The organism is Streptomyces cylindrosporus, assembly GCF_022698165.1.
GTDB classification, from domain to species: Bacteria; Actinomycetota; Actinomycetes; order Streptomycetales; family Streptomycetaceae; genus Streptomyces; species Streptomyces cylindrosporus.
Map to the genome: position 1 here is coordinate 1 of NZ_JALDAY010000006.1, position 19,372 is coordinate 19,372.

Consider the following 19,372-nt stretch of genomic DNA (forward strand, 5'->3'; position numbering starts at 1 on the left):
GCTCATCCTCGGCGTCGAGGACGCCGAGGACCCGCTGCCCGCGCCGTAACCGCCGGCGCCTGCTGACGATCCGCGATACACCGATGGAGCCCCCGGCGCCTCTCTGCCGCACAGAAGGCCGCGGTAGCCACGGGCCTTCACCACGTCCTCGACAGCGCCGGAACGCAGAACACGCAGAGTGCCGGCAGCGCTTCGAAGTAGGCGCATCCTCCCCGCCTTTCGAGTGATGCCGATGCCGCAGCTGCCCGTCCTGTGGCCGCAATCGACTCCCGTGCGGCAGGATCCCTGACGCAACGCGAGGGAGACTGACGGGAACCACGCTCAGCGCCCACGCCCGCATCACGGAACACTTCAGGACGCGCCTGGGTGTCGCCCTGCGTCGGGCATTCGAACAGGGAGTCCCGGTACGGGATCTGGCGCAGGCCTGCGGCCGGAGCTACGGCTTCGTCCACACTCTGCTCGCCGGGGCAGGGACCTCAAGCTTTCTGCAGGTCGATGCCACAATCCGCGCTCTTGAACGACAACGTGAGGTAGGGCGCTTCCGTGAGCCTACTTCTTCTGCAACGCCTCAATCCGCTTCATCATTTCATCGAGGTAGCCAAGCGTGTCGTTTATGCCCGGCTCATAGTCGTCCGGATGCGCACACTCATTCCGCTTGGCCAGCAGCCCCTGTAGCGCCTTCATCATTCCGTTGGTGATGAAAGCCTGCTTCTTCATGACTTCAAAGAGGGTGTGATCCTTCTGGTCACGGAAGTCCGAAGCCTGCTTGATGTTCCACGCAGTGTAGTTGGCTTGGATCGTCGAGAGACGGGTTGCGTCGTTCGCAATCCACTCGTGAATGAAGTCCATCAGCGCGGCGAATGACGTGACATGCGCGGACCGGTAGAGCCCATGCTCCACGCACTGGAGTGCCTCACGAAACAGCTTGTCCTGCTTGACGTTGAGGCTCATCAGCTTGCCATAGGACTCGGTCACCGTCATGACTCGATGCGCCGAGGTCTCTCGCTTAGCGAGAAGCCTGCGCAATTCGTCCTGCGCGTTGGCCGCCCAGTCGGCGACCTCACGCGGGGTTCTAGGCGCCGCCATCCGTCAAACCCGTGAGGTGCTTTGCCATCGCGGCGAAGAACGCATCGTAGACGGCGGCGTCGCTGGTCGCATCGACGGAGAGTGCGATGTTCACATTGATAACCACCGAGCCGGGCCCGTTGCTACCCTGCTGACGTTGGCGGCGCCCCTTCGCCAAGTCGGCCTGCTCGTCGACTTCGCCCTCGTCACCTTCTTTGCCTGCATTACCGGCGGACGAGTTGAAGTCGCCGAACTTGCACACAGCCTTGAAGGTCTTGACCGCAAGACCCACCTTCTTGTCATCCAAGTCCGAATGACTCTTGAAGAAGGTCGCCAGTTCCGTATCAGACCGGCTGTTCGCGTCACTATAGGTCTGAAACACATTGTCGTACCCGGCACGGATACCCGCCGAGAGCAGGGCGCGACCTCCCTCTCCGCCCCGGAGGCCCTTGGTGTAGAGCTCGGTCGGCTTACCGGAGCCATCCAGCAACCCGACCTTCTTCATGATCGGGATGAACGGACGGCAGTTCGATGACGCAAACCCCACCGAGCCGAGATACTGCTGGTCGATCCTCGCCGGCACACCTATCCCCTGAAGCTTCTCCAGGAATTCTTCCAGCTTCCCAGGGGTCGGGGTGTATGGAAACGAGTTATCAGCTGCCATGCGTCGCATGGTACGCGGAGCCACCAGTGTAAAGCACTAGGGCAACACGAGCCGCTTCCGTGTCGAAGGCGGGCCCGCGTGATAGAGGGGCACACTGGCCTACTGTCACAGGCTCGAATTCGAACAAGCTACCGAATCTGAACCGACGTTTTGGCAGTCCAGCGGAAGCGACCGCCTTCGCCTGATCCTGCGCTCCGTCGCAGAGCGAAGCAGCGTGAGGCACGGCCGTGCCCTCGAGTATCAGGATGTCCTGCAGGATGCACTCAACGAAGCGTCACCTCCCGACACAGTTCTATGTGTGCCTTACTGTGCGCGCGACGTGCGATTCGAGTTATGCGGCGCGCTTTCCTGCACGTGCGCTTGTTCCAGCATGGCGGTTGCCCCGTGCAGGGCAGCGCGTTCGGACACTTCCTCGCCTCCGGCGACGCGGCCGTGGAGATCGCCGATGCGCTCGTACCGGGGGGTGCAAATCCGTCCGGGAAAGATGACCTGTTCACGGTCAGCGAGGCCATCCGGATGTTCGCCGAGGACGTGGGACTGGCTTACACGACGGTCCGCTCATACGAGGCCCGGGCTGGGCGTCGTACCGCCCCGCCTGTACGAGCTCGGGTTCAGCCACAACAACTGTGGAGGCACGTGCGTGCGCGCGGGCCAGCGCCAGTGGAGGCACTTGCTGGAGGTCCTGCCCGAGCGGTACGCGTACGCCCAGGAGCGGGAGGAGGAACTGCGGCAGCTGCTCGGCGACGTCAATCCTCCGTCGCCGCCTTGGCGGCGAGGGCCAGACCCTCCCCCTGAGCCTGCTGCGCGAGGAATAGCCGGTGCTCAGCGCGACGCCCCGGGCAGATGGCCTGGGGCGTCTGCGTTACATGGTCCGCTTCCCTCATTACGGCCGGGCTCATCGCCCTCAGGCGCGCCGCCCCACCAGCGGAGGCAGGAGGCCGTCCCCGGCCAGAAGGGCTGCACGGTCGCAATGCCGGTGAGGAACACGCCGACTTCCTCCAGGACCGCGGCGCGCTCCGAAGACCCGTAGACAACGACATCGTCGGCCGCGGCGTCATAGGCGCGGACGTGGCTGTGGGGCCCCGTGCAGACGAGGGCGCGCGCGATCTCGGGCAGGCCGAGGCTGAGGGCATCGCACTCCCCGGCGCGGACGAGCTGCAGCAGGTCGGTGGTGACGCTCTCCCAGTCGCCGACAGTTGGCCAGTCGGCGCCGCCGTTCAGTTCGTGGGTGAGGGTGGCCAGCGGGATGATGTCGCCCGGCTGCCTTCCCCGGGTGAGGACGTCGTGGATACGGGCGCCGTCGGGCTGGTGCACCTGCGGGTGGAGCAACGAGTCGGCGGCCACCACGGTGGTGTTGATCTCCTGGGTTCCCGGGCCGGGGTAGTACGGCTCGTGCGCGAAGAGCAGATAGACGCCGGTGGTGCAGACAGCCGGAGCGGGTTCGGGCTGGGGCATGACGAGGGTTCCCTTCAGCGGTGATGTGCCGGACGTGTGCTGAGGTGTCGACTGGACTGGCGGCCGCTCGCCGGACGGGGAGAGGCCCAAGGGTCGCCCGAGTGCGCAGGTCTGTTCCGCACGCACTGTGCCGTCCTGGGCGGTGATGCGCCTAAGGAGTTGGGCGACCTGGTCGACGAGTTGGAGCATCAGCCGTTCGCGGGCGATGAGGTCGGCTGAGGCCGAGCGGGGGTTGCGGGTCTGGAGCAGGTCCGCGGCATCCCACATCAGCTGTTGGCCGATCTCGGCCGAACGGCGCAGTTCGTAGCGGTCGCTGTCGGCGGCGGCCTGCACGAGCGAGCTGTGCAGGGCGGCGAGGCGCTGCATGTAGCGGACAGAGTCGTCACCTTCGACGCGGCGGACGTGTTCGTGGGCTCGGGCGTCGAGTCGGCCGGGCAGGTGCTCGGCGAGGATCGGAGCGAGCAGCATCGCCGGTAGGGCGACGTCGACGGGGACGCCGTGGCCGATGGCGAACAGGCCAGCGATCAGGCTGAGGACGGCGACCGCGGCGGCGGACAGCCGCAGGGATCCGGGGACGGCACCCAGGGTGATGCGCTGGGCGGGGCGCCGGGTCAGCCAGCGCAGGGCCAGCCGCTGAGTACGGGTGGCGGCCGGGGTGAGCACCCCGATCTGGTGGGGGGTCTCGGGCGGGAGGCCGTCACCGGGGACGGTCGAGGCGATCCAGCCCCAGCCGGTGCGTTCGTGGACGAGCACGAGCTCGCACGCGGCCGTGCAGGTGTGGCCGCGGACGTGGCCGGTCCGCAGGGCGCGGGAGCGTTCCTTCTCCCACCGCCTGGGGTCATGCGTGAAGGGACGCGCGTGGTGGGCCGCGGTCGGCGGCCGGGTGTGGAGCGTGTCGGTCACGGGCTTCCTTCCGGTTGGACGGCAAATGCGGAGGCACAGGTGGTGCAGCGACCGTCCCCGTCGGGGTGGGCTCGCCGAGGGGTGGGGCCCGGGCAGGTGCGGCAAAGTGGCCAGCCGAGGCAGGCCGGGCAGAGGTCCTCGCCGGGGGCGATTCCGGGAAAGCCGCAGCCGGCGCATTCGACGAGGGCCCGGTAGGTCAGGGCCTCGCTCACCGTGCGGGCGGCGGCGGATCCGGTCATCGGCGGCGCCGAAGGGTCGTCCCACACGGGTGCGTCGTGTTGGTCGGCTGCGAGGGTGGGCGGCGGGTAGGCCTGGGCGGCACGCAGGCGGGCAGCGATGATCGCGCCGACCGTGGTTCGCACCGGGTGGGGCAGGGGCCGGGCGGCGATGACGTGCCGCAGTTGCTCGCGGCTCCAGCCGGATTCCAGCATCACGGTCACGACGCGGCCTTGGTCGGTCAGCGCCTGCCCGGTCAGCAACAGCTCGGGGCGAGCCGCCCCGAGTTCGAGCAGCAGCCGGATCCCGGGATGCATCTCATCCGCCGCGGGCGCGGCCGGCGGGGACGAAGGCGTGTCCGGCCGGTCCGTCCGGCCGGGTGCGCGCGATGCGTCGCCGCGGCACGGACGGAGGGGGCTGGTGTGCTGCTGAGTGGTGTTCTTTCTGTTGGTGTTCTTAGTGGGCCGATGAGCCAACGTAGGGTCATCCACTGGTGGAAAACCCGACTCTGGCCCGGACCTGCCGTTTTGCAGAGCGGGCAGGTCGGTGATGAAGTACGCGACCGCGCCGAGGGTGCCGTCTGGGCCGCGCTCGCGTTCCCGGACCAGGAAGCCGTGCTTCTCCAGCTCCTTCAGCCCGCTCTTGACGGCTGAGTCACCATCGCGTCCACGGCGGGCGATGTCGGAGACGGTCATCCGCCAGCCGTCCCGGTGCGTGGAAAGCAGTCCGAACAAGCCCTTGGCCTTGAAGGACAACTGGGTGTCGCGGAACAACGCGTTGGCGATCTGGGTGAACTGATCGGCCGCCATCACGCCCCGGCGGATCCCCGCCGGGAGGCCGTCGGCATGCTCGGCCTCGGAGCCCGTGACCAACAAGTCGGCTTCGATCAACGCGATGTCCCAGGTGGCCGGGCGGTCCGTGATGCAGTAGACGACCTCGCCGAGGGTGCCGTCCGGGCGGCGCAGACGTTCACGGATCAGGTAGCCGTGCGCCTCGAGCTCCTGCAGGCCGGTGCGGACCGCTTCGCGTCCGTCCGGACCCAGGCGGACGAGGTCGGTGACCGTCACCTGCCAGCCGTTCCTGTGCGTGGAGACGGACCCGAAGATGCCCTTCGCTTTGAACGACAGCCCAGCGTCACGAAACAGCGCGTTGGCGATCTGGGTGAACTGATCGGCCGCCATCACGCCTCGGCGGATCCCCGCCCCGAAGCGGCTCACCGCCGCGTCCCCGACGCCTGCCGAGCGCGGTGGCCACGGCGGCACACCGGCCCCGCCGCGGTGAGGCGGCCGGTAGGCCTCGGCGTGGCGGCGGGCGTGTGTTCCATGGCGTCAGCTCACCCGCCGACCCCGACCAGGCTGACGGCCACGAGCCCCGACCATCGGTCACGATCCGGCAACGGACGCCTACTAGCTGCCGTGGTCGGGCCTGTGGTCGGGCCGACCACGCACCTTCAGCCCGGGCGCTCAGCGATTGCGCAGCCGACTTCGCAGCCCCGGACGGGTGTTGCGCAATCGGGCTGCGCAACCAGTCGAAGATCCTGCGCAGTCGAGTTGTGCCGGGGCGGCTGCGCAGTCCGCCCGGAGTTCCTGATCTTCTCTTGCGCAGGTCCGTCTCGCGCACTGCGCAGGTGTCTGTCGCGGCCCGGCCGGCTTCTGTCTGCGCATCGGCGTCCGGGCCCGGTGGCCGGGCGGCACATGATCACGGCGGGCGCCCCTCCTGGGCAACGCGCGCCGGACGCAATGGCCTACGGCCGGCCTGCGGCTGCCCCATGGTCGGGCCGACCACGGCCCCGACCACGGACTTCGTGTCCCCATCGTGACCGTGGTCGGGGTCGGGTGGTCGGTGGTCGGGTCGGGGTCGGCGGGTTTCCTCAAGGTCAGCAACATCCGTTCTGACCAGGGAGTTTGACCATGTCTCCTGGCACGCAGGCCGCACCGAGCGAGGCTGTGGCTGCGATGGCGGCCGGCGCCCGTCTGGAGGCGATGCGCCGCCGCGTACGCCTCTCACGTCTGGCGGTGCTGACCGCCATCGCGGCCGGCCCCGTCGCCCTGTGCGTCGCGATCGCCTCCACCCCGACCACGGTCCAGGCGGCTGTCCCGGCCCAGCCCACCGCCGTGCGCACCGCGACGGCCGCCGCCGACCCGGGCGGCTATGCGCAGCTGTTCGTCGGCGCGTGGCTGCGCAGCGACGCGAACGACGCGACGAGTGCGCAGGCGCGGCTTGCGCAGTCGATGGCGCCGGATGTCGAGCTGCCCGACCCGGCCGCCGATGCGCAATCGGCGCCTCAGTCGGTGACGGCGGTGCGCAGTGCGCAGCGCGGCACCGGTGCGTGGTCGGTGACGGTGGCTGCGCAGTACGCAGACGGATCGGTGCGGTACTACATGGTGCCCGTTGCCTCCGACAGCACGGGCTCCTCGTTCACGGTGACCGGGGCGCCCGGCGTGGTGGCCGGCCCGGCCCGGGCCGAGGTGGCGAAGTCGCCGTACGGCGTGACGGTTCCGGAGGGTGATCTGTCCTCCGCCGTCGGGGAGTTCCTGGCCGCCTACCTGACCGGGGCCGGTGAGGTCGACCGCTACCTCGCGCCCGGCGTGAAGCTCACCGCCGTCTCCCCCGCCCCGTACACGGCGGTCACCGTCCAGGAGGTGTCGGCCGTCGAGGAGGCCGCGGCCGCCGAGCAGGCGCCGACGGGCGGCACGACGGTGCGGGTCCTCGCCGCGGTGGAAGCCCGCGATGCCGACGGCCGGTGGCCGCTGGCGTACGAGCTCACGCTCAAGGCCCGCTCGGGCCGGTGGGAAGTCGCCGCGCTCGGGGCCGGCACCGCCCAGAACGGGGGCGGGCGATGACCGCGGTGCACAGCCTGATGCTCGCCGGGCAGCTGGACGACCTCGGCAACTCGTGGATCAACATGTTCAAGGAGTGGGCGACGAAGGGCCTGCAGGCCGGTCTGATCTGCCTGGTCGTCGTCATCATGATCCAGAAGTTCTCGTTGAAGGCGGGGATCGGTGCCCTGCTGCTGATGGTGATCGCGCTGGGCCTGTACAACTCGCGCGACAGCCTGGCGAACATGTTCGAGGACGAGGTGAAGAACCCGTCCAAGGGTGCACCCGCCGTCCCCGGCGTCGTCCGGTCCGAGCGGCCCGCCTCCCGTGACCACTCGCCGGGTGTCGGGGGCTGGCTGTGAGCGCGGCCGATGGCCGGGTGGGCCGCTTCTACACCGCCGCCCGCCGCCACCCCTGGGTGCTGGGCAAGGTCGCCGACTGGAAGATCCCCCTCGGCCCCTACACCCCTGCGCAGATCGCGGTCGCCGTCGGCGGCGGCTACCTTCTGATCAAGACCATCGGCTGGTGGTCGTGGATGGGGCCGGTCCCCATCGTCGCGTGGGGCCTGGCCATTTGGATGGTGCGTCGCCCGAAGGTCCGGGGCCGTGCCCCGATACAGGCCGCGCTCGGCTGGGTGCTGCTCGGCTGGCAGCCCCGCGGCGGGCGGATCGGCGGGCGGGCCGCCCGCGACCGCGCTCCCCACCCGCTGCTCGGCGGCTTCACCATCGAGGCCACACCCGCGCCCGTCCCCGCTGCACAGGCCGCACCCTTCCGTGCGGTGCAGCGGCGTCCGGCCCGGGCGCCGCGCCCAAGCCCGGCCGCAGACCGCGCGTCCGTACCCCGCCGCACCCAACCGGTTACTCCCGCGGCAGCGGTTGGGCCGGTGTCGGGCGTACAGCAGTTGCTCGCGCTCGCCCAGCAGAGCGGGGGTGCGCGGTGAGGGTTCCGATCCGTCACATCGCCGGGCATCTGGTGTGGTCGACGCAGGGCAGCGTGTGGGCCGTCTACCGCCTGCACCCAGGTCCGGACGCTCAGGGACGCCGCGAGGAGACCGTGCAGGGCACCTACATGCCCGCCGCGGTCCGCGACGAACAGCTCGCCAAAATCACGCACCTGGTGCGCTCGCTGTCCGGGGCGCCGCGGCTGTTCGGTCTGTGCGCGCAGGTCGACCCGGGCGAGGTCGCTCTCAAGATGATCGAGGGCATCGAGCCGGCCGAGCAGGCGCCGGGTGCGGGAGCGCATCCGTGGGTGGAGAACGTCGAGGCCGCCCTCGACCTGCTGGATGACCAGGAGATGCACCGCCGCACCCTGTGGCTGGCCGTGCCCCTGCAGAGCGAGACCACGGGCCTGCAGGTGTCGGCGTCGCTTGGCGCGGCGTGGGCCGAGATCGCGCCCCTGCTGGGCATGCGGCCGGCGCCGGTGGCCCGGCGCGAGGTGAACGCCTGCCGCGAGCAGGCCTCGCGGGTGGAGGCCGCGCTCGCCGGCGGGATCGCCTTCCGCCCGGCCCGCCCGGCGGAGATCGTGTGGATGATCCAGCACGCCCTGCACCGCGGCCTCGCCGAGCCGCTGCTGGCCCAGGCCGAGACCAGCGAGCTGTACGGCGGGCAGATCCGGGACGGGGTGCTGCGCTCCCCCAGCTACGCCGACCTCGGCCAGGTCCGCCTGCAAGAAGGCGGCCTCGACCCCGACCTCGACGACGTCGACGAGCTCAAGAACGCGGGCCGGATCACACGATCCGGGCGCAAGGCCTGGTGGCGGGTGAACACGGGCTCGCCGCTGGGGCGGCGCTGGCTGCAGGTCGAGTCCGACAACGGGGTGGGCTACCAGGCGCAGTTGGCCCTGGCCGAGTGCCCGCCCGCCGTCGGCCAGGACGCCGCCGACCTGTTCGCCCAGCTGGAATTGCTCGACTTCCCCGTCGACTACACCGTCGACCTCACCCTGGTGCCCGCGGAGAAGGCCCGCGAGCAGGTGCGGCGCAAGAAGAACGAACTCATCGACCAGGCCGACCAGTACGACGCCCGCCCCACCGGCATGCCCGCCTCCCTGACCGAGGCCGCCCGCGACCTGGGCGAGCTGGACGCCCGCCTGTCCCGCACCAGCGTGGAGGTCGAGGTGCAGTCGGTGACGGTGCTGACGGTGTGGGGGCCGACCGCCGCCATCTGCGACGCGCGGGCCCGCGCCCTGGCCGCGCTGCTGGGCGGCGCCGACTACCGGGCCGTGCGCCCGGCCGGACTGCAGGAGGCCCTGTTCACCCTGGGCCTGCCCGGCACCGTACGGCCGGGCGTGGTACGGGAGTTCACCCAGCACCAAATCAGTGAGGACTGGGCGCTGTCCGGGGCCTTCACCGCCTGCGAGGTCGGCGACCCGAACGGCATGTTCCTCGGGATCGACCTGGACTGCGGCACCACCCGCCCCGTCATGATCAACGTGGCGGATGCGCCCAAGGTCGACGCCTCCGCCTCGATGGGGATTGTCGGGGATCTGGGCGCGGGCAAGTCGGTGCTGCAGAAGCTGATCGCGGAGGCGGTGTGGGCGCGCGGCGGCTGCGCCATCTGCATCGACCGCACCCCGGTACGGGAGTGGGCCACGTTCGCCCGCGCCGCCGCCCAGGGCCGTGTCCAGATCATCGACGCCGCGCAGGCCGAGGTCTCCATCGACCCACTGCGCATGTTCGACGGACCCGAGGGACGCCACTACGCCCTGTCCTACCTCACCCTGCAACTCGGCATCGGCCCGATGAGCACCAACGGCGAGGTTCTCCACCATGCCGTCGAGCAGGCCGCCGCCAGTCCCGCCCCGTCCATGCACCGTGTCCTTGCAGTCCTTGAGGAGATGGCCGCCCGCGAGGCGGGCAAGCGGCAGGACGCGGCCGCCACCCTCGCCGGCCTCATCCACGTCGTCGCCACCAACTCCCTCGCCCGGATGGTCTTCGACCCGACGCTGCCACCGGTGCGGCTGGACGCCTCCAGCACCTCCGACATGATCGTGATCACCACCACCGGGCTGAAGCTGCCCCCCAAGCAGGCGTTCGACAAGCCCGAGATCCTGCACCAGCAGCCGCTGGAGGCGCTGATCGGGCGGGCGGTGCTCTACCTGATCGCCGCGATCGCCCGGCAGACGGCTTTCGAGGACCCCGAACGCTTCACCGCGGTGGTCCTGGACGAGTTGTACTGGCTCACCTCGTCCGCCGAGGGCACGGCTCTGGTTCACGAGATCCTCCACGACGGCCGCAAGCACGGCGCCGGTCTGTTGGCGGGCTCGCACGACGCCGACGAACTCGGCCCCGACCGCGGCCTGATGGCCTACCGGGCACTCGCCCGCACCGCCGACCGCGAACGCGCCCGCCGTGGGCTGGAGTTCGTCGGGCTCGACCCCAACAACCCGGAGCTTTTGCGGCTGGTGACCACCGGCCTGTCTCCGGTCGGACAGAGGGGCCGGGAGGGCGAGTTCCTGCTGACCTGCCCGCGGCAGAACACCGGCCGCGTCAAAGTCTCCATCCCCCGCATCGAGCGCATCACTACGTCCATCACCACCACGCCGGGACGTCGACCGAGCACTGTCTCCCCCTCCGCGCCGGAGCCGCTCGCCGGTGAGGCCGCACAGATTCGTCCGAAGGAATCCGTCTGATGATGACTCTGTCGTGGGACCGCTCTCGGCGCGTTGCCGCCGTGGTGAGCGTCCTCACTGTGATCGCCGTCGTCGTCGCCGTGGTGGTGCTCGTTCTCGGGGTGGGCGTGCCGCAGGGGTGGTGGCCGCACACCGGACAGGCCTTCGCCGCCGACGCCGCGCACCGGGATCCCTGCGCCCTGATCGTGGGCCCGGCTAAGGCGTACTGCGAGCGCGGTGCCGCTTCCGATGCCTCCGCCGGTCATCAGGACGTGGGTGGCGGGGCGTGGAGGCTGGGGACCGCGGGTGCGGGTGTGGGTGCTCTCGTGGTGTGGCGGCTGCGCAGCGCCGCGCGAAGGCGGCGCTGACGTGTTGCGTCCCGACCGCGCGAGCTTGCGTTCGGCCGGCTTGGTCGTGCTGCTCACCGGCGTGTTCCTCCTGGTCAACACCCAGGTCGTGTACGCGGCCGACAGCAGCGGCGAGACCGGAGACCTGCTCGCCCCGCTGAACATCACCTCGTCCGAGGGCGTGCCGATCGACGGGTACGACCTCAACGCCTCCGGCGGCTCCATCGTCGCCTTCAAGACACAAGCCCTCGCCTTCGCCCTGTCGGGGCTGTTCACGCTGATCCGGCTGCTGGTCGGGCTGGCCGGGTGGGCCATCGAGGTGGCCTTCCGCTTCCCGCTGCTCAAGCTCCTCACCACGCCCGCGCAGAAGGCCGCCGACACCTACGACACCGTGGTGGTCGACACACTCGGGATCAAAGGGCTCCTGCTGGCCTGGGCGTTCGTGTTCGCCGGGTTCATGATCGTGCGCGGGCGGGTCGGCCGCGGCCTGGGCGAAATCCTCCTCACCCTGCTCATCGCGGCCTTCGCCGCCTCGGCCCTCATCCGCCCCGACACCCTGCTCGGACCCGACGGCCCGCTGGGCCAGTCCCAGCAAGTCGCCGCCGAGGTCGCCCAGCAGAGCGTCAACTCCTACGACTGGGGCGGCAAGATCGCCAGCTACGACCCGTGCGCGGGCATGGCCGGCAACGCCGAGATCAAGTGCGAGCAGCAACAAGGCGAAGGACCAATCTCCGCAACCGAGGTGGCCCGCCCCCTCCAGGACTCGATCACCAACGCGCTGATCGTCAAGCCCTACATGCTCCTTGAATACGGGCGCATCCTCGACCCGGCCAGAAAGTCCGACCGCAAAGCCTACGCCGTCCACCTGAAGTGGATCACCGGCGGCTACCTGCCCCAGCCGGCCAGCGACAGCACGGACCAGGCGAAGGACCCCTGCCGGCTGATCCACGGGGCGGCCAAGAAGTATTGCCAGCGCGACGTCGAGGCCAAGAACGGCAACACCAGCGGCAGCTGCGATCTCCTGGACGGCTCGGCGAAGGAGGTCTGCGAAAACGACGGACTGCCCGCACTGACGCCGGGCAACGAACTGCTCGACTCCTCCCACGCGATCGTCACCGACGAGGACCGGGCCTTCGCCCTGTTCCTGGAGGACCTCAAGGACGCCGGGCCGGTCGGCAAGGCGTGCGCGGCCTACGCCGAGAAACCCACCTGGTGGCGGGTGGGCGGCGCCTTCCTGCTGCTGATCGCGGCACTGTTCGTCTGCGGGATGCTGCTGTCGTCCGCGATCGTACTGCTGGGCACCCAGGGAGTGTGCGCCGCCGCGGCGGCCGCCGGCGGCGTCACCTTCGTCGCGGGCATGCTGCCCGGGCCCGCGCGCCAGTCGGTGTGGAAGTGGCTGTCCGTGTGGGGGATCGCGGTCCTGGCCGTGGTCGGGATCTGCGCGTTCATCCCCTTCTTCGGCATCGCCGTCGACGCCACCGTCACCCACGGGCCCGACCTGATGGTCGAGCGGATCCTGCTCATCGATGTCCTCGCCATCGCCGGCGCGGCCGGGCACCGCCGCCTGCTGACCGGGATCGCCTCCTTCGGCCGGCGCATGGCGATGCGGATGCGCTACGCCAAGGTCGGCGGCACCCACCTGCCCGGCGACACCTCCGAACTCGGCGCCGCGCTCGCCATGAACTCCCCCGCCGCACTGGGCGGCTACGGCGCCGGGCTGCGCGCGTTCACCGGCGGGGGCGGCGGCAGGTTCGGGATGCTCGGCACCCGGCAGCGGCTGATGGGCGCTCTCACCTCCCTGGCCGACGGAGCGGGCATGCCGGTGGACACCGGCGGCCTGCTCGCCGATGCCACCGCCGAAGCCGGCCGCGGGCTGGCCCCGCTGGCCGCGGCCGCGGCCCTGGGCGGGCTCGGTGCCCGGCTCGGCGTGAAGGGCGCCTACGGGCTGCTGATCGGACGGCGGCCGGGCAAGGAGCAGTTGGCCAGGTGGCGCAAGCCCACCGCCGACGGCGATCCGAACTCCGGCGGGCCATCGGACGGCGGGGGCGGCGGTTCCGGTGGCATGGGGCCGCGGCGGCCCGGGGGTCCGCCGGACCGGTATCGCAACGAGGACGGCCAGGTCGTCGACCGAACCACCGGCCAGGTCTTGCACGACCAGCACAGTGACCGCACGCTGCTGTCGACCCGGGCCCACAACCGGCTGGTCCGCTTCCGCGGCTACCGCATCCTCCACCGCGGCGGCCGGGCCGCCTACGGCGCGACCGTCGGACTGCCGGCCACCATCCGCCGGGCCCGGTCAGGCAGATCGCGTTACTCCCACGACGCCCGCCAGCAGGTGCGGGTGTGGGGCAACACCGTCCGCGAGGACGGCCGGGCCTGGGGCGACACCGGGCGGCACGTGGCCCGCGTCATCCGCGACCACACCGACGACAGCGGCGGAAGCGGTCCGTTCGCCGGCCGCCGTCTGCCGAACGCTGCGACTGCGGTCCCGTCCCCCGGCCCGGCTGCGTCCGCCAGGCCTGCCCGCTCCGGACGCCCTGCGCGTCCGGCCCCTGCCCCCGCACGGCCGGCCGCGCCGGCGGGCGGTCCCGCAGCAACTCCGCCCCCGGCACCGCTCCCCCGCCGCGCGGCCTCTCCCAGTCCGCCTCGGTCCGAGAGCGGCGGGCCCGGGCGTCCGGATCGTCCCGGCGACGGTGACGCGGGCGGTTCCGCAGGCACCAGCAACCAGGCCCGGATCCAGGAGGCGATGCGGCAGGCCGAAGCGCTGCGCGCCATGCGGGCCCGGTGGAGGACCGAGGACGGTGAGGACGAGTGAGGCCGCCGGGACGCCGCGTCCGGCGGTGGGGGTGTGTGGTGGCGCTGCTGATGTTTGCCGCCGTGTGCTGTGCCGCGCCGGTAGGGAACGCGATCAGCGCGTACGTCGCGCTGAAGACCGGCGCCCAGGACGACGGCGGGATCGCCGCCGGCGGCAGCGCCGCGGACATCCCGCCGCGGATGCTGACCGCCTACAAGAAAGCCGTCCAGCAGGTCGGCACGTACGTGCCGACCTGCCGGGGCATGCGCTGGCCGATCCTCGCCGGGATCGCGAAGGTCGAGTCCAACCACGCGGTGGGCAGGAGCATCGCCGACAACGGAGACATCACCCCGAAGATCTACGGGGTGCTCCTCAACGGCTCCGGCCAGGGCGGCAACACCACCGTCGTCCCGGACACCGACGGCGGCAAGTGGGACGGCACCTCTCAGGGGGAGCGTGCGGTCGGTCCGTTCCAGTTCCTGCCCTCCACCTGGGAGTCGATCGGCCAGGACGGCAACGGCGACAAGGTCGCCGACCCGCACAACGCCGACGACGCCGCGCTCGGCGCCGCGATCTACCTGTGCGGCAACGGACGTGACCTGACCAAGCGTGCGCAGCTGAAGGCCGCGATCTGGCAGTACAACCACTCCGAGGAGTACGTCGCCGATGTGCTGGGCTGGATCGACCAGTACACGGCGGCCGCCACAGACCCGGACCTGACGAACGTCACCGGCAAGGTCCGCACCGTCATCGACGCCGCGCTCTCCCAACGCGGTGTGCCGTACTCGTGGGGCGGGGGCAACGCCCAGGGTCCGTCGTACGGGTTCTGCTGCTCGCCCAGCGGCAAGAGCGGCGCCGCCATCAAGGGCTTCGACTGCTCCGGGCTGACCCAGTACGCCTACGCGCGCGCCGGTATCACCCTGCCGCGCGTCGCCGCCGCGCAGGCCGGGGCCGGCCAGCGCATCCCCGCCCGCCTCGGCACCGGCGTCCTCAAGCCCGGTGACCTAGTCTTCTACGCCACCGCTCCCGGACGCGATGCCACGATCTACCACGTCGGGATCTACGCGGGCAGCGGACAGATGGTCAACGCCGCCCGCCCCGGCACCGTGGTGCGCCTGGACGCCGTCAACGCCATGCCCGGCTACGCGGGGGCAGCACGACTGCTATGACCACCACCCCGCGCCCGCCGCGCCTGCTCATGCTGAGCACCATCCTCCTCGCCGCCGCAGGAGTCGCCGTGCTGAGCGTGCCGCACGGCCATCAGCCACCCACCGCGACGACCGCGCCGGCAGCGCCCCCGAATCCGGCAGCGGTGGCGGCTGCGCCTCCCGCCCCCACCCCGACCGCCGGCACGGCTGTCTCTGCGACGCCCACGCCATCAACACCCGCCGCCGTCGAGTCCGCGCTGCCACCCCACGGCGAAGGCGCAGCAGGTGACCCGGCCCTCCAGCAAAACCTGGAAGCAGCCTGGCCCGCCGACCTTCCCGCCGCCGACCAGCAAGAGTTGCTCACCGCCGCTCGAGCGCTGCTGCGCGCGGACGCCACCGGCGTCGGCCGCGCGCAGTGGCCGGACGTCTTCGGTGACTCGAGGCAGGCCGTGGCCCCGGCGTTCGCCGCCGCCCGCTTCCGCATCCAGGCCGCGATCGCCCGCCGCGAGGGCAGCCCGAACAAGGCGGTGGTCCACCTGGTGTGGGCCGGCACCGACCGCGGCGGCACCTACACCGACCTACGCATCACCGACTGGCACTTCACCCACACCATCGAGAAGGGAGCAGCGGCGTGGACTCCACAGCCCCCCACCTGACCAGCCAGGCATCCTCATCCTCATCCGGGCAGGTGCTCGGCCTCGTCTCGGGCATCGTTCACACCGTCGGCTGGGTGATCACCTACTGGTGGGTGGCGGCCTTGACCGCCGTGGCGGTCTGGGCCACCGGCGAGGCGCTGGTGCGCCATCTGGCGCGGAAAGCCTCGGCCGAACGGATGGCGCTGGAACTCGAACCCTCACGGCACTTCGACCCGGGTCTGGAGGAGATCGTCCGCCGGGGCGTCCAGCTCGCTCGGGCGTCGACGAGCATGCCGTGGTGGGCGCCGCGCCGGTCAAAAGCGGTGCAGATCCGGCTCCGCGCCGACGGGTCCAGCCCACTGCGCTACCGCATCGAAGGCCCGGCCGGCGGTGAACGGCTGCTGTCGATCACGCCGTTCGGGCCGGACGTCACGGTCAAACGGGCCAGGACGATCGCCGACGAGCCGCGCACGCACACCGTGCGCGCCGAGTTCATCCTGCGCGGCAAGCTCACCTCTCCGCTGCGCGAGGTGCCCCTGACCCCCGATCCCCTCCAGCCGCTCATCGATGCCGTGGCCGATCTGCGCGCCGAGCTCGGCGACCTTGCTGAGCTACGGCTCGACCTCCAGCGCGCGCCGAAGTGGGCGCTGCGGGCGCGCCGCCTGCAGCTGATGGGGGCCGCGCGGCGGTCGGAGCGCCGGGAGGCCCAGCGGGCCGCGCGCTGGCTGCGGCAGGACGCCAGCGGCATCGAGGACTCCCTTACCTGGCAGCTGCAGCAGTTGCTCACGGACAGGCCCAGCGCCACCTCCGGGCGGCGGCTGGTGATGCCGCCGGTGCCCCGCCGGGTCGAGCCGGCCGAGGCGCTGGGCAAGCTCGCCGAGGACGACCACCTGGTGCGGGTCCAGCTGCTGGTGATGTGCGCGTCGAACACCGAGGGCCGCGCCCAGGCCCGGCTCGCTCAACTCCAGGCCGCCCTCGACGTGTTCGGCGGGCGCTCCCGGTGGGCGATGCGCGGCTGGCGGCTGGGGCCGTGGCGGGTCGGTGCCGACCACTGGCCCACCAAGCGCGGGTTCGAGCGCCGGTGGAATCTGGGGCACTGCCAGCCGCCCCGCGCGAACTGGGTGCGGTTGGAAGAGCTGACGGGCCTGCTCAAGCCGCCCACCGTCAACTGCCGTCTGCCGGTGCTCGCCGGGGACCTGCCGACGTTCGAGTTCGGTGATCCGCAGCTGCTGCTGCAGGGCATCTACCGGGGTCCGGACGGCCGGGAGCGGCTGGTCGCTACCTACGCCGAGGAGACCCTGTTCGAGGTCGGGGTCGGCAAGGCGGGCGGCGGCAAGACGGAACGGGCCCTGGCGCAGGCGATCGGCTGGGCCCACGCGGGCGGGGGGCTGGTCTTCGTCGACCCGCACCGCGACTCGTGGCCGCGCGCCCTGCCGTTTTTGGCGCACGACCACCTGATGCCGCGGATCGCCCTGATCGACCTGGGCGGCCTCGGCCCCAACCCGCAGGTGAGTTCGTGGAATCCGCTCGGGATGCATCAGGGGCAGGCGGGGCACGAAGTCGTCGAGGCGATCGCCGACGCCTACGCCTCCGCACTGGCCTGGGACGACGCAAGTGCCCCGCGGGCGCTGACCATCCTCACCGCCGCGCTGACCGTCCTGGTCGCGGTGAACGAGGCGGCCTGCCGGGCCGGCCGGCCCGAGGACCAGGCCACGATCTTCCACGTCCGGGCCCTGCTCACCGATGCCGGCTTGCGCACGGCAGCGCTCGCCGCGGTGGCGGACGCTCTGGATGAGGAGACCCGCGCCTGGTGGCAGTCGGTGTTCCCGACGCTTACGCCGGACGCGTTCGCCGTCGTCCTCAACCCGATCGCCCGGCTGGCCGCCCACCCGGTCACCCGCGCCTTCCTCGGCCAGCCGGTCGGCGTCTACAACATCCGGGCCGCGATGGACTCCAAGATGATCGTGTGGGTGTGCCCGGGCGGCAACGGCCCCACCGACCGGCTGCTGACCGCGCTGCTCGCCCGGGACCTGCTGCGCGCCGCACGCTCACGGCGCGACACCCCGGAAAACCAGCGGGTGCCGTTCCGCCCGTACTTCGACGAGCTGATCACCCTGACGGGTGCGGCCCCGGAGACCATCGCGGCGATGTTCGAGGATCTGCGGAAATACCGGTGCCACGTCCACGGCATGACGCAGCTGCTGTCGCGCCTGCCCACGCCGGTGCGGCTGTCGCTGGTGCAGAACGCCTCCACCCTGGCCACCACCGCCGGCTCGACGTCCGCGATCGCACCGATCACCGCCGAGTGGGGCGATGACCCCAGCCCGCACCGCGTCGCCACCATGGAACGCTTCGAGCACTACGTGTCCGTGAACGTGCGCGGCCAACGGGTCGGGCCCGTCCAGCTGCGCGGACCCCATCTCGACGCCGTCTTCGCCGCCCAAGCCCGGCCGCAGCAGACCCGGGCACTGCAGCGAGCCGCGGAGGCAAACGCCCAGGCGCTCCCGCTGGGCCAGCTCACCCACCGCGCCGCCCAGCAGCTCGGCCGGGTCACCGCCTTCCTCGCCGCGCACGCCCCCGCCGGCGCTGTCCGCCTGTCGAAAGAGGACAACGAATGGACCTGACCACCGCCCAGCCCACCAGCCGTACGGCGGGCTTCACGCCCAGCCCCGTCGAGCCCCTCAAACATCAGCTGCTGGCCACGCTCGCCCAGCACCGCATGGCCTCCACCCACCAGCTGCATGTCCTGCTGCGGCCCGACCGCTCCCGCCAGTCGGTCTCCCAACGGCTGAACGATCTCCTCGACGAGCGCCTGGTCGACTTCGTCGTGCTGCCGCAGTCGCATCGCACCCGGGTCTGGTACCTCACGCCCAAGGGCGCACGCCTCACCCGGGACTGGCCCGCGCTGCGGGGCCGTCCGCCGTATCCGATCACCTCGGCCACCGCCGCCTCGCTCAAGACCCCGCACACCCTCACCGTCCTGCGCACCCACCTGACGTTCGTCGCGGATGCCCGCCGCCGCGGCGACGGACACGGTCACCTGGACTGGACGCCGGAGATGTTCCATTCGATCGGTGACGGAGAGCGGGTCGTGGCCGACGCACTCATGCACTACACGCTCATCGACGGCCAACAGCGGCGCAAGCTCCGGGCGTTCATCGAGGTCGACCGCGCCACCATGAGCAGCGAACGCCTCGCGGCCAAGCTGATCGAGTACGCGCGGTTGTGGACGTACGAGCCGCAGCCCGTCAGCCGACGCCGGCAGGCGGCCAGGCCCGGCTGGCTGCGCTGGTACCCGGTGTTCCCCCGCATCCTGTTCGTGCTGACCGGTGCTTCACGTCGGACGATGGACAACCGGATCAGCGACCTCCAGGCCATGGCCGCCCATCATCCGCTCGTCGCTGATCTGGCCCGTGAGGTCCCTTTGGGAGCGGCCGTCCTGGAGGACCTCGACGAGTACGGGCCCACTTCTGACGTGTGGGTGCCGCTGGCCGGCGGCAAGCCCCGTCCCTGGACCGAGCTGTGACACCCCGCTCGACGGGGCCGAATGTCGCAGCCCTGCAACGACACCCCAAACCCCTTGAATTTGCTTACGTGAACCAATAGTTTACTACTGCACACCTCGACGCCGCCTTGCACTCCCTTGCCGGACAATGAGGTTGGAGGACTCCACATGTCGCGCCCCCCTAATCAGATTTGCACTTCACAACGAGCCATCGA

At 71.2% G+C, this 19,372-nt stretch carries 14 protein-coding genes and 1 pseudogene; 11 read left to right on the top strand and 4 right to left on the bottom strand.

Annotated elements, in window-relative coordinates:
• Positions 1–338: 338 nt before the first annotated feature.
• Positions 339–464 (top strand): annotated as a pseudogene (locus tag MQP27_RS50980) (helix-turn-helix domain-containing protein); the annotation flags it as partial.
• 85 nt (positions 465–549) lie between these two features.
• Here the strand turns inward: MQP27_RS50980 and MQP27_RS19740 are convergent.
• From MQP27_RS19740 to MQP27_RS19755, 4 genes are all read right to left on the bottom strand, one after another.
• Positions 550–1,086 (bottom strand): hypothetical protein, encoded by a 537-nt coding sequence (locus MQP27_RS19740; RefSeq protein ID WP_242766554.1) that lies wholly within the window; start codon positions 1,084–1,086, stop codon positions 550–552.
• Complete coding sequence (locus MQP27_RS19745; RefSeq protein WP_242766555.1) at positions 1,073–1,729, bottom strand: DUF5343 domain-containing protein; 657 nt, start codon at positions 1,727–1,729, stop codon at positions 1,073–1,075. Before MQP27_RS19745 ends, MQP27_RS19740 begins: the two co-directional genes overlap by 14 nt.
• Positions 1,730–2,551: 822 nt before the next feature.
• Positions 2,552–4,087 carry a hypothetical protein gene (locus MQP27_RS19750; protein WP_242766556.1) on the bottom strand — a complete coding sequence of 512 codons (1,536 nt, stop codon included), beginning with the start codon at positions 4,085–4,087 and terminating at the stop codon, positions 2,552–2,554.
• Positions 4,084–5,520 carry a helix-turn-helix domain-containing protein gene (locus tag MQP27_RS19755; RefSeq protein ID WP_242766557.1) on the bottom strand — a complete coding sequence of 479 codons (1,437 nt, stop codon included), beginning with the start codon at positions 5,518–5,520 and terminating at the stop codon, positions 4,084–4,086. The genes MQP27_RS19750 and MQP27_RS19755 overlap by 4 nt, the downstream gene beginning before the upstream one ends.
• Positions 5,521–6,213: 693 nt before the next feature.
• Here MQP27_RS19755 and MQP27_RS19760 point away from each other — a divergent pair.
• The 10 genes from MQP27_RS19760 to MQP27_RS19805 are packed head-to-tail and all read left to right on the top strand — an operon-like array spanning position 6,214 to position 19,178.
• Positions 6,214–7,146, top strand: a complete 933-nt coding sequence (locus tag MQP27_RS19760; protein ID WP_242766558.1) for a conjugal transfer protein — start codon at positions 6,214–6,216, stop codon at positions 7,144–7,146.
• Positions 7,143–7,484 carry a hypothetical protein gene (locus tag MQP27_RS19765; RefSeq protein ID WP_242766559.1) on the top strand — a complete coding sequence of 114 codons (342 nt, stop codon included), beginning with the start codon at positions 7,143–7,145 and terminating at the stop codon, positions 7,482–7,484. The genes MQP27_RS19760 and MQP27_RS19765 overlap by 4 nt, the downstream gene beginning before the upstream one ends.
• The gene (locus MQP27_RS19770) at positions 7,481–8,062 is read left to right on the top strand and encodes a hypothetical protein (protein WP_242766560.1); all 582 of its coding nucleotides are present in this window, start codon (positions 7,481–7,483) and stop codon (positions 8,060–8,062) included. The genes MQP27_RS19765 and MQP27_RS19770 overlap by 4 nt, the downstream gene beginning before the upstream one ends.
• Positions 8,059–10,749 (top strand): ATP-binding protein, encoded by a 2,691-nt coding sequence (locus MQP27_RS19775; protein WP_242766561.1) that lies wholly within the window; start codon positions 8,059–8,061, stop codon positions 10,747–10,749. Before MQP27_RS19770 ends, MQP27_RS19775 begins: the two co-directional genes overlap by 4 nt.
• Positions 10,749–11,096: a hypothetical protein gene (locus tag MQP27_RS19780; protein ID WP_242766562.1), complete on the top strand. Its 348-nt coding sequence runs from the start codon at positions 10,749–10,751 to the stop codon at positions 11,094–11,096. Before MQP27_RS19775 ends, MQP27_RS19780 begins: the two co-directional genes overlap by 1 nt.
• Position 11,097: 1 nt before the next feature.
• A complete protein-coding gene (locus MQP27_RS19785; RefSeq protein ID WP_242766563.1) occupies positions 11,098–13,890 on the top strand; it encodes a hypothetical protein in 2,793 nt (930 codons plus the stop codon).
• Between the two features lie 38 nt (positions 13,891–13,928).
• Positions 13,929–15,038 (top strand): C40 family peptidase, encoded by a 1,110-nt coding sequence (locus tag MQP27_RS19790; RefSeq protein ID WP_242766564.1) that lies wholly within the window; start codon positions 13,929–13,931, stop codon positions 15,036–15,038.
• Positions 15,035–15,673, top strand: a complete 639-nt coding sequence (locus MQP27_RS19795) for a hypothetical protein (RefSeq protein WP_242766565.1) — start codon at positions 15,035–15,037, stop codon at positions 15,671–15,673. The genes MQP27_RS19790 and MQP27_RS19795 overlap by 4 nt, the downstream gene beginning before the upstream one ends.
• Positions 15,649–18,276, top strand: a complete 2,628-nt coding sequence (locus MQP27_RS19800) for an ATP/GTP-binding protein (RefSeq protein ID WP_242766566.1) — start codon at positions 15,649–15,651, stop codon at positions 18,274–18,276. The genes MQP27_RS19795 and MQP27_RS19800 overlap by 25 nt, the downstream gene beginning before the upstream one ends.
• A complete protein-coding gene (locus tag MQP27_RS19805) occupies positions 18,267–19,178 on the top strand; it encodes a replication-relaxation family protein (RefSeq protein WP_242766567.1) in 912 nt (303 codons plus the stop codon). The genes MQP27_RS19800 and MQP27_RS19805 overlap by 10 nt, the downstream gene beginning before the upstream one ends.
• The last annotated feature ends 194 nt before the right edge of the window (positions 19,179–19,372 follow it).

Coding starts and splice junctions, on each gene's coding strand:
- MQP27_RS19805 (WP_242766567.1), top strand. CDS start 18,267: ATGGACCTGACCACCGCCCAGCCCACCAGCCGTACGGCGGGCTTCACG.
- MQP27_RS19745 (WP_242766555.1), bottom strand. CDS start 1,729: ATGGCAGCTGATAACTCGTTTCCATACACCCCGACCCCTGGGAAGCTG.
- MQP27_RS19760 (WP_242766558.1), top strand. CDS start 6,214: ATGTCTCCTGGCACGCAGGCCGCACCGAGCGAGGCTGTGGCTGCGATG.
- MQP27_RS19780 (WP_242766562.1), top strand. CDS start 10,749: ATGATGACTCTGTCGTGGGACCGCTCTCGGCGCGTTGCCGCCGTGGTG.
- MQP27_RS19795 (WP_242766565.1), top strand. CDS start 15,035: ATGACCACCACCCCGCGCCCGCCGCGCCTGCTCATGCTGAGCACCATC.
- MQP27_RS19740 (WP_242766554.1), bottom strand. CDS start 1,086: ATGGCGGCGCCTAGAACCCCGCGTGAGGTCGCCGACTGGGCGGCCAAC.
- MQP27_RS19765 (WP_242766559.1), top strand. CDS start 7,143: ATGACCGCGGTGCACAGCCTGATGCTCGCCGGGCAGCTGGACGACCTC.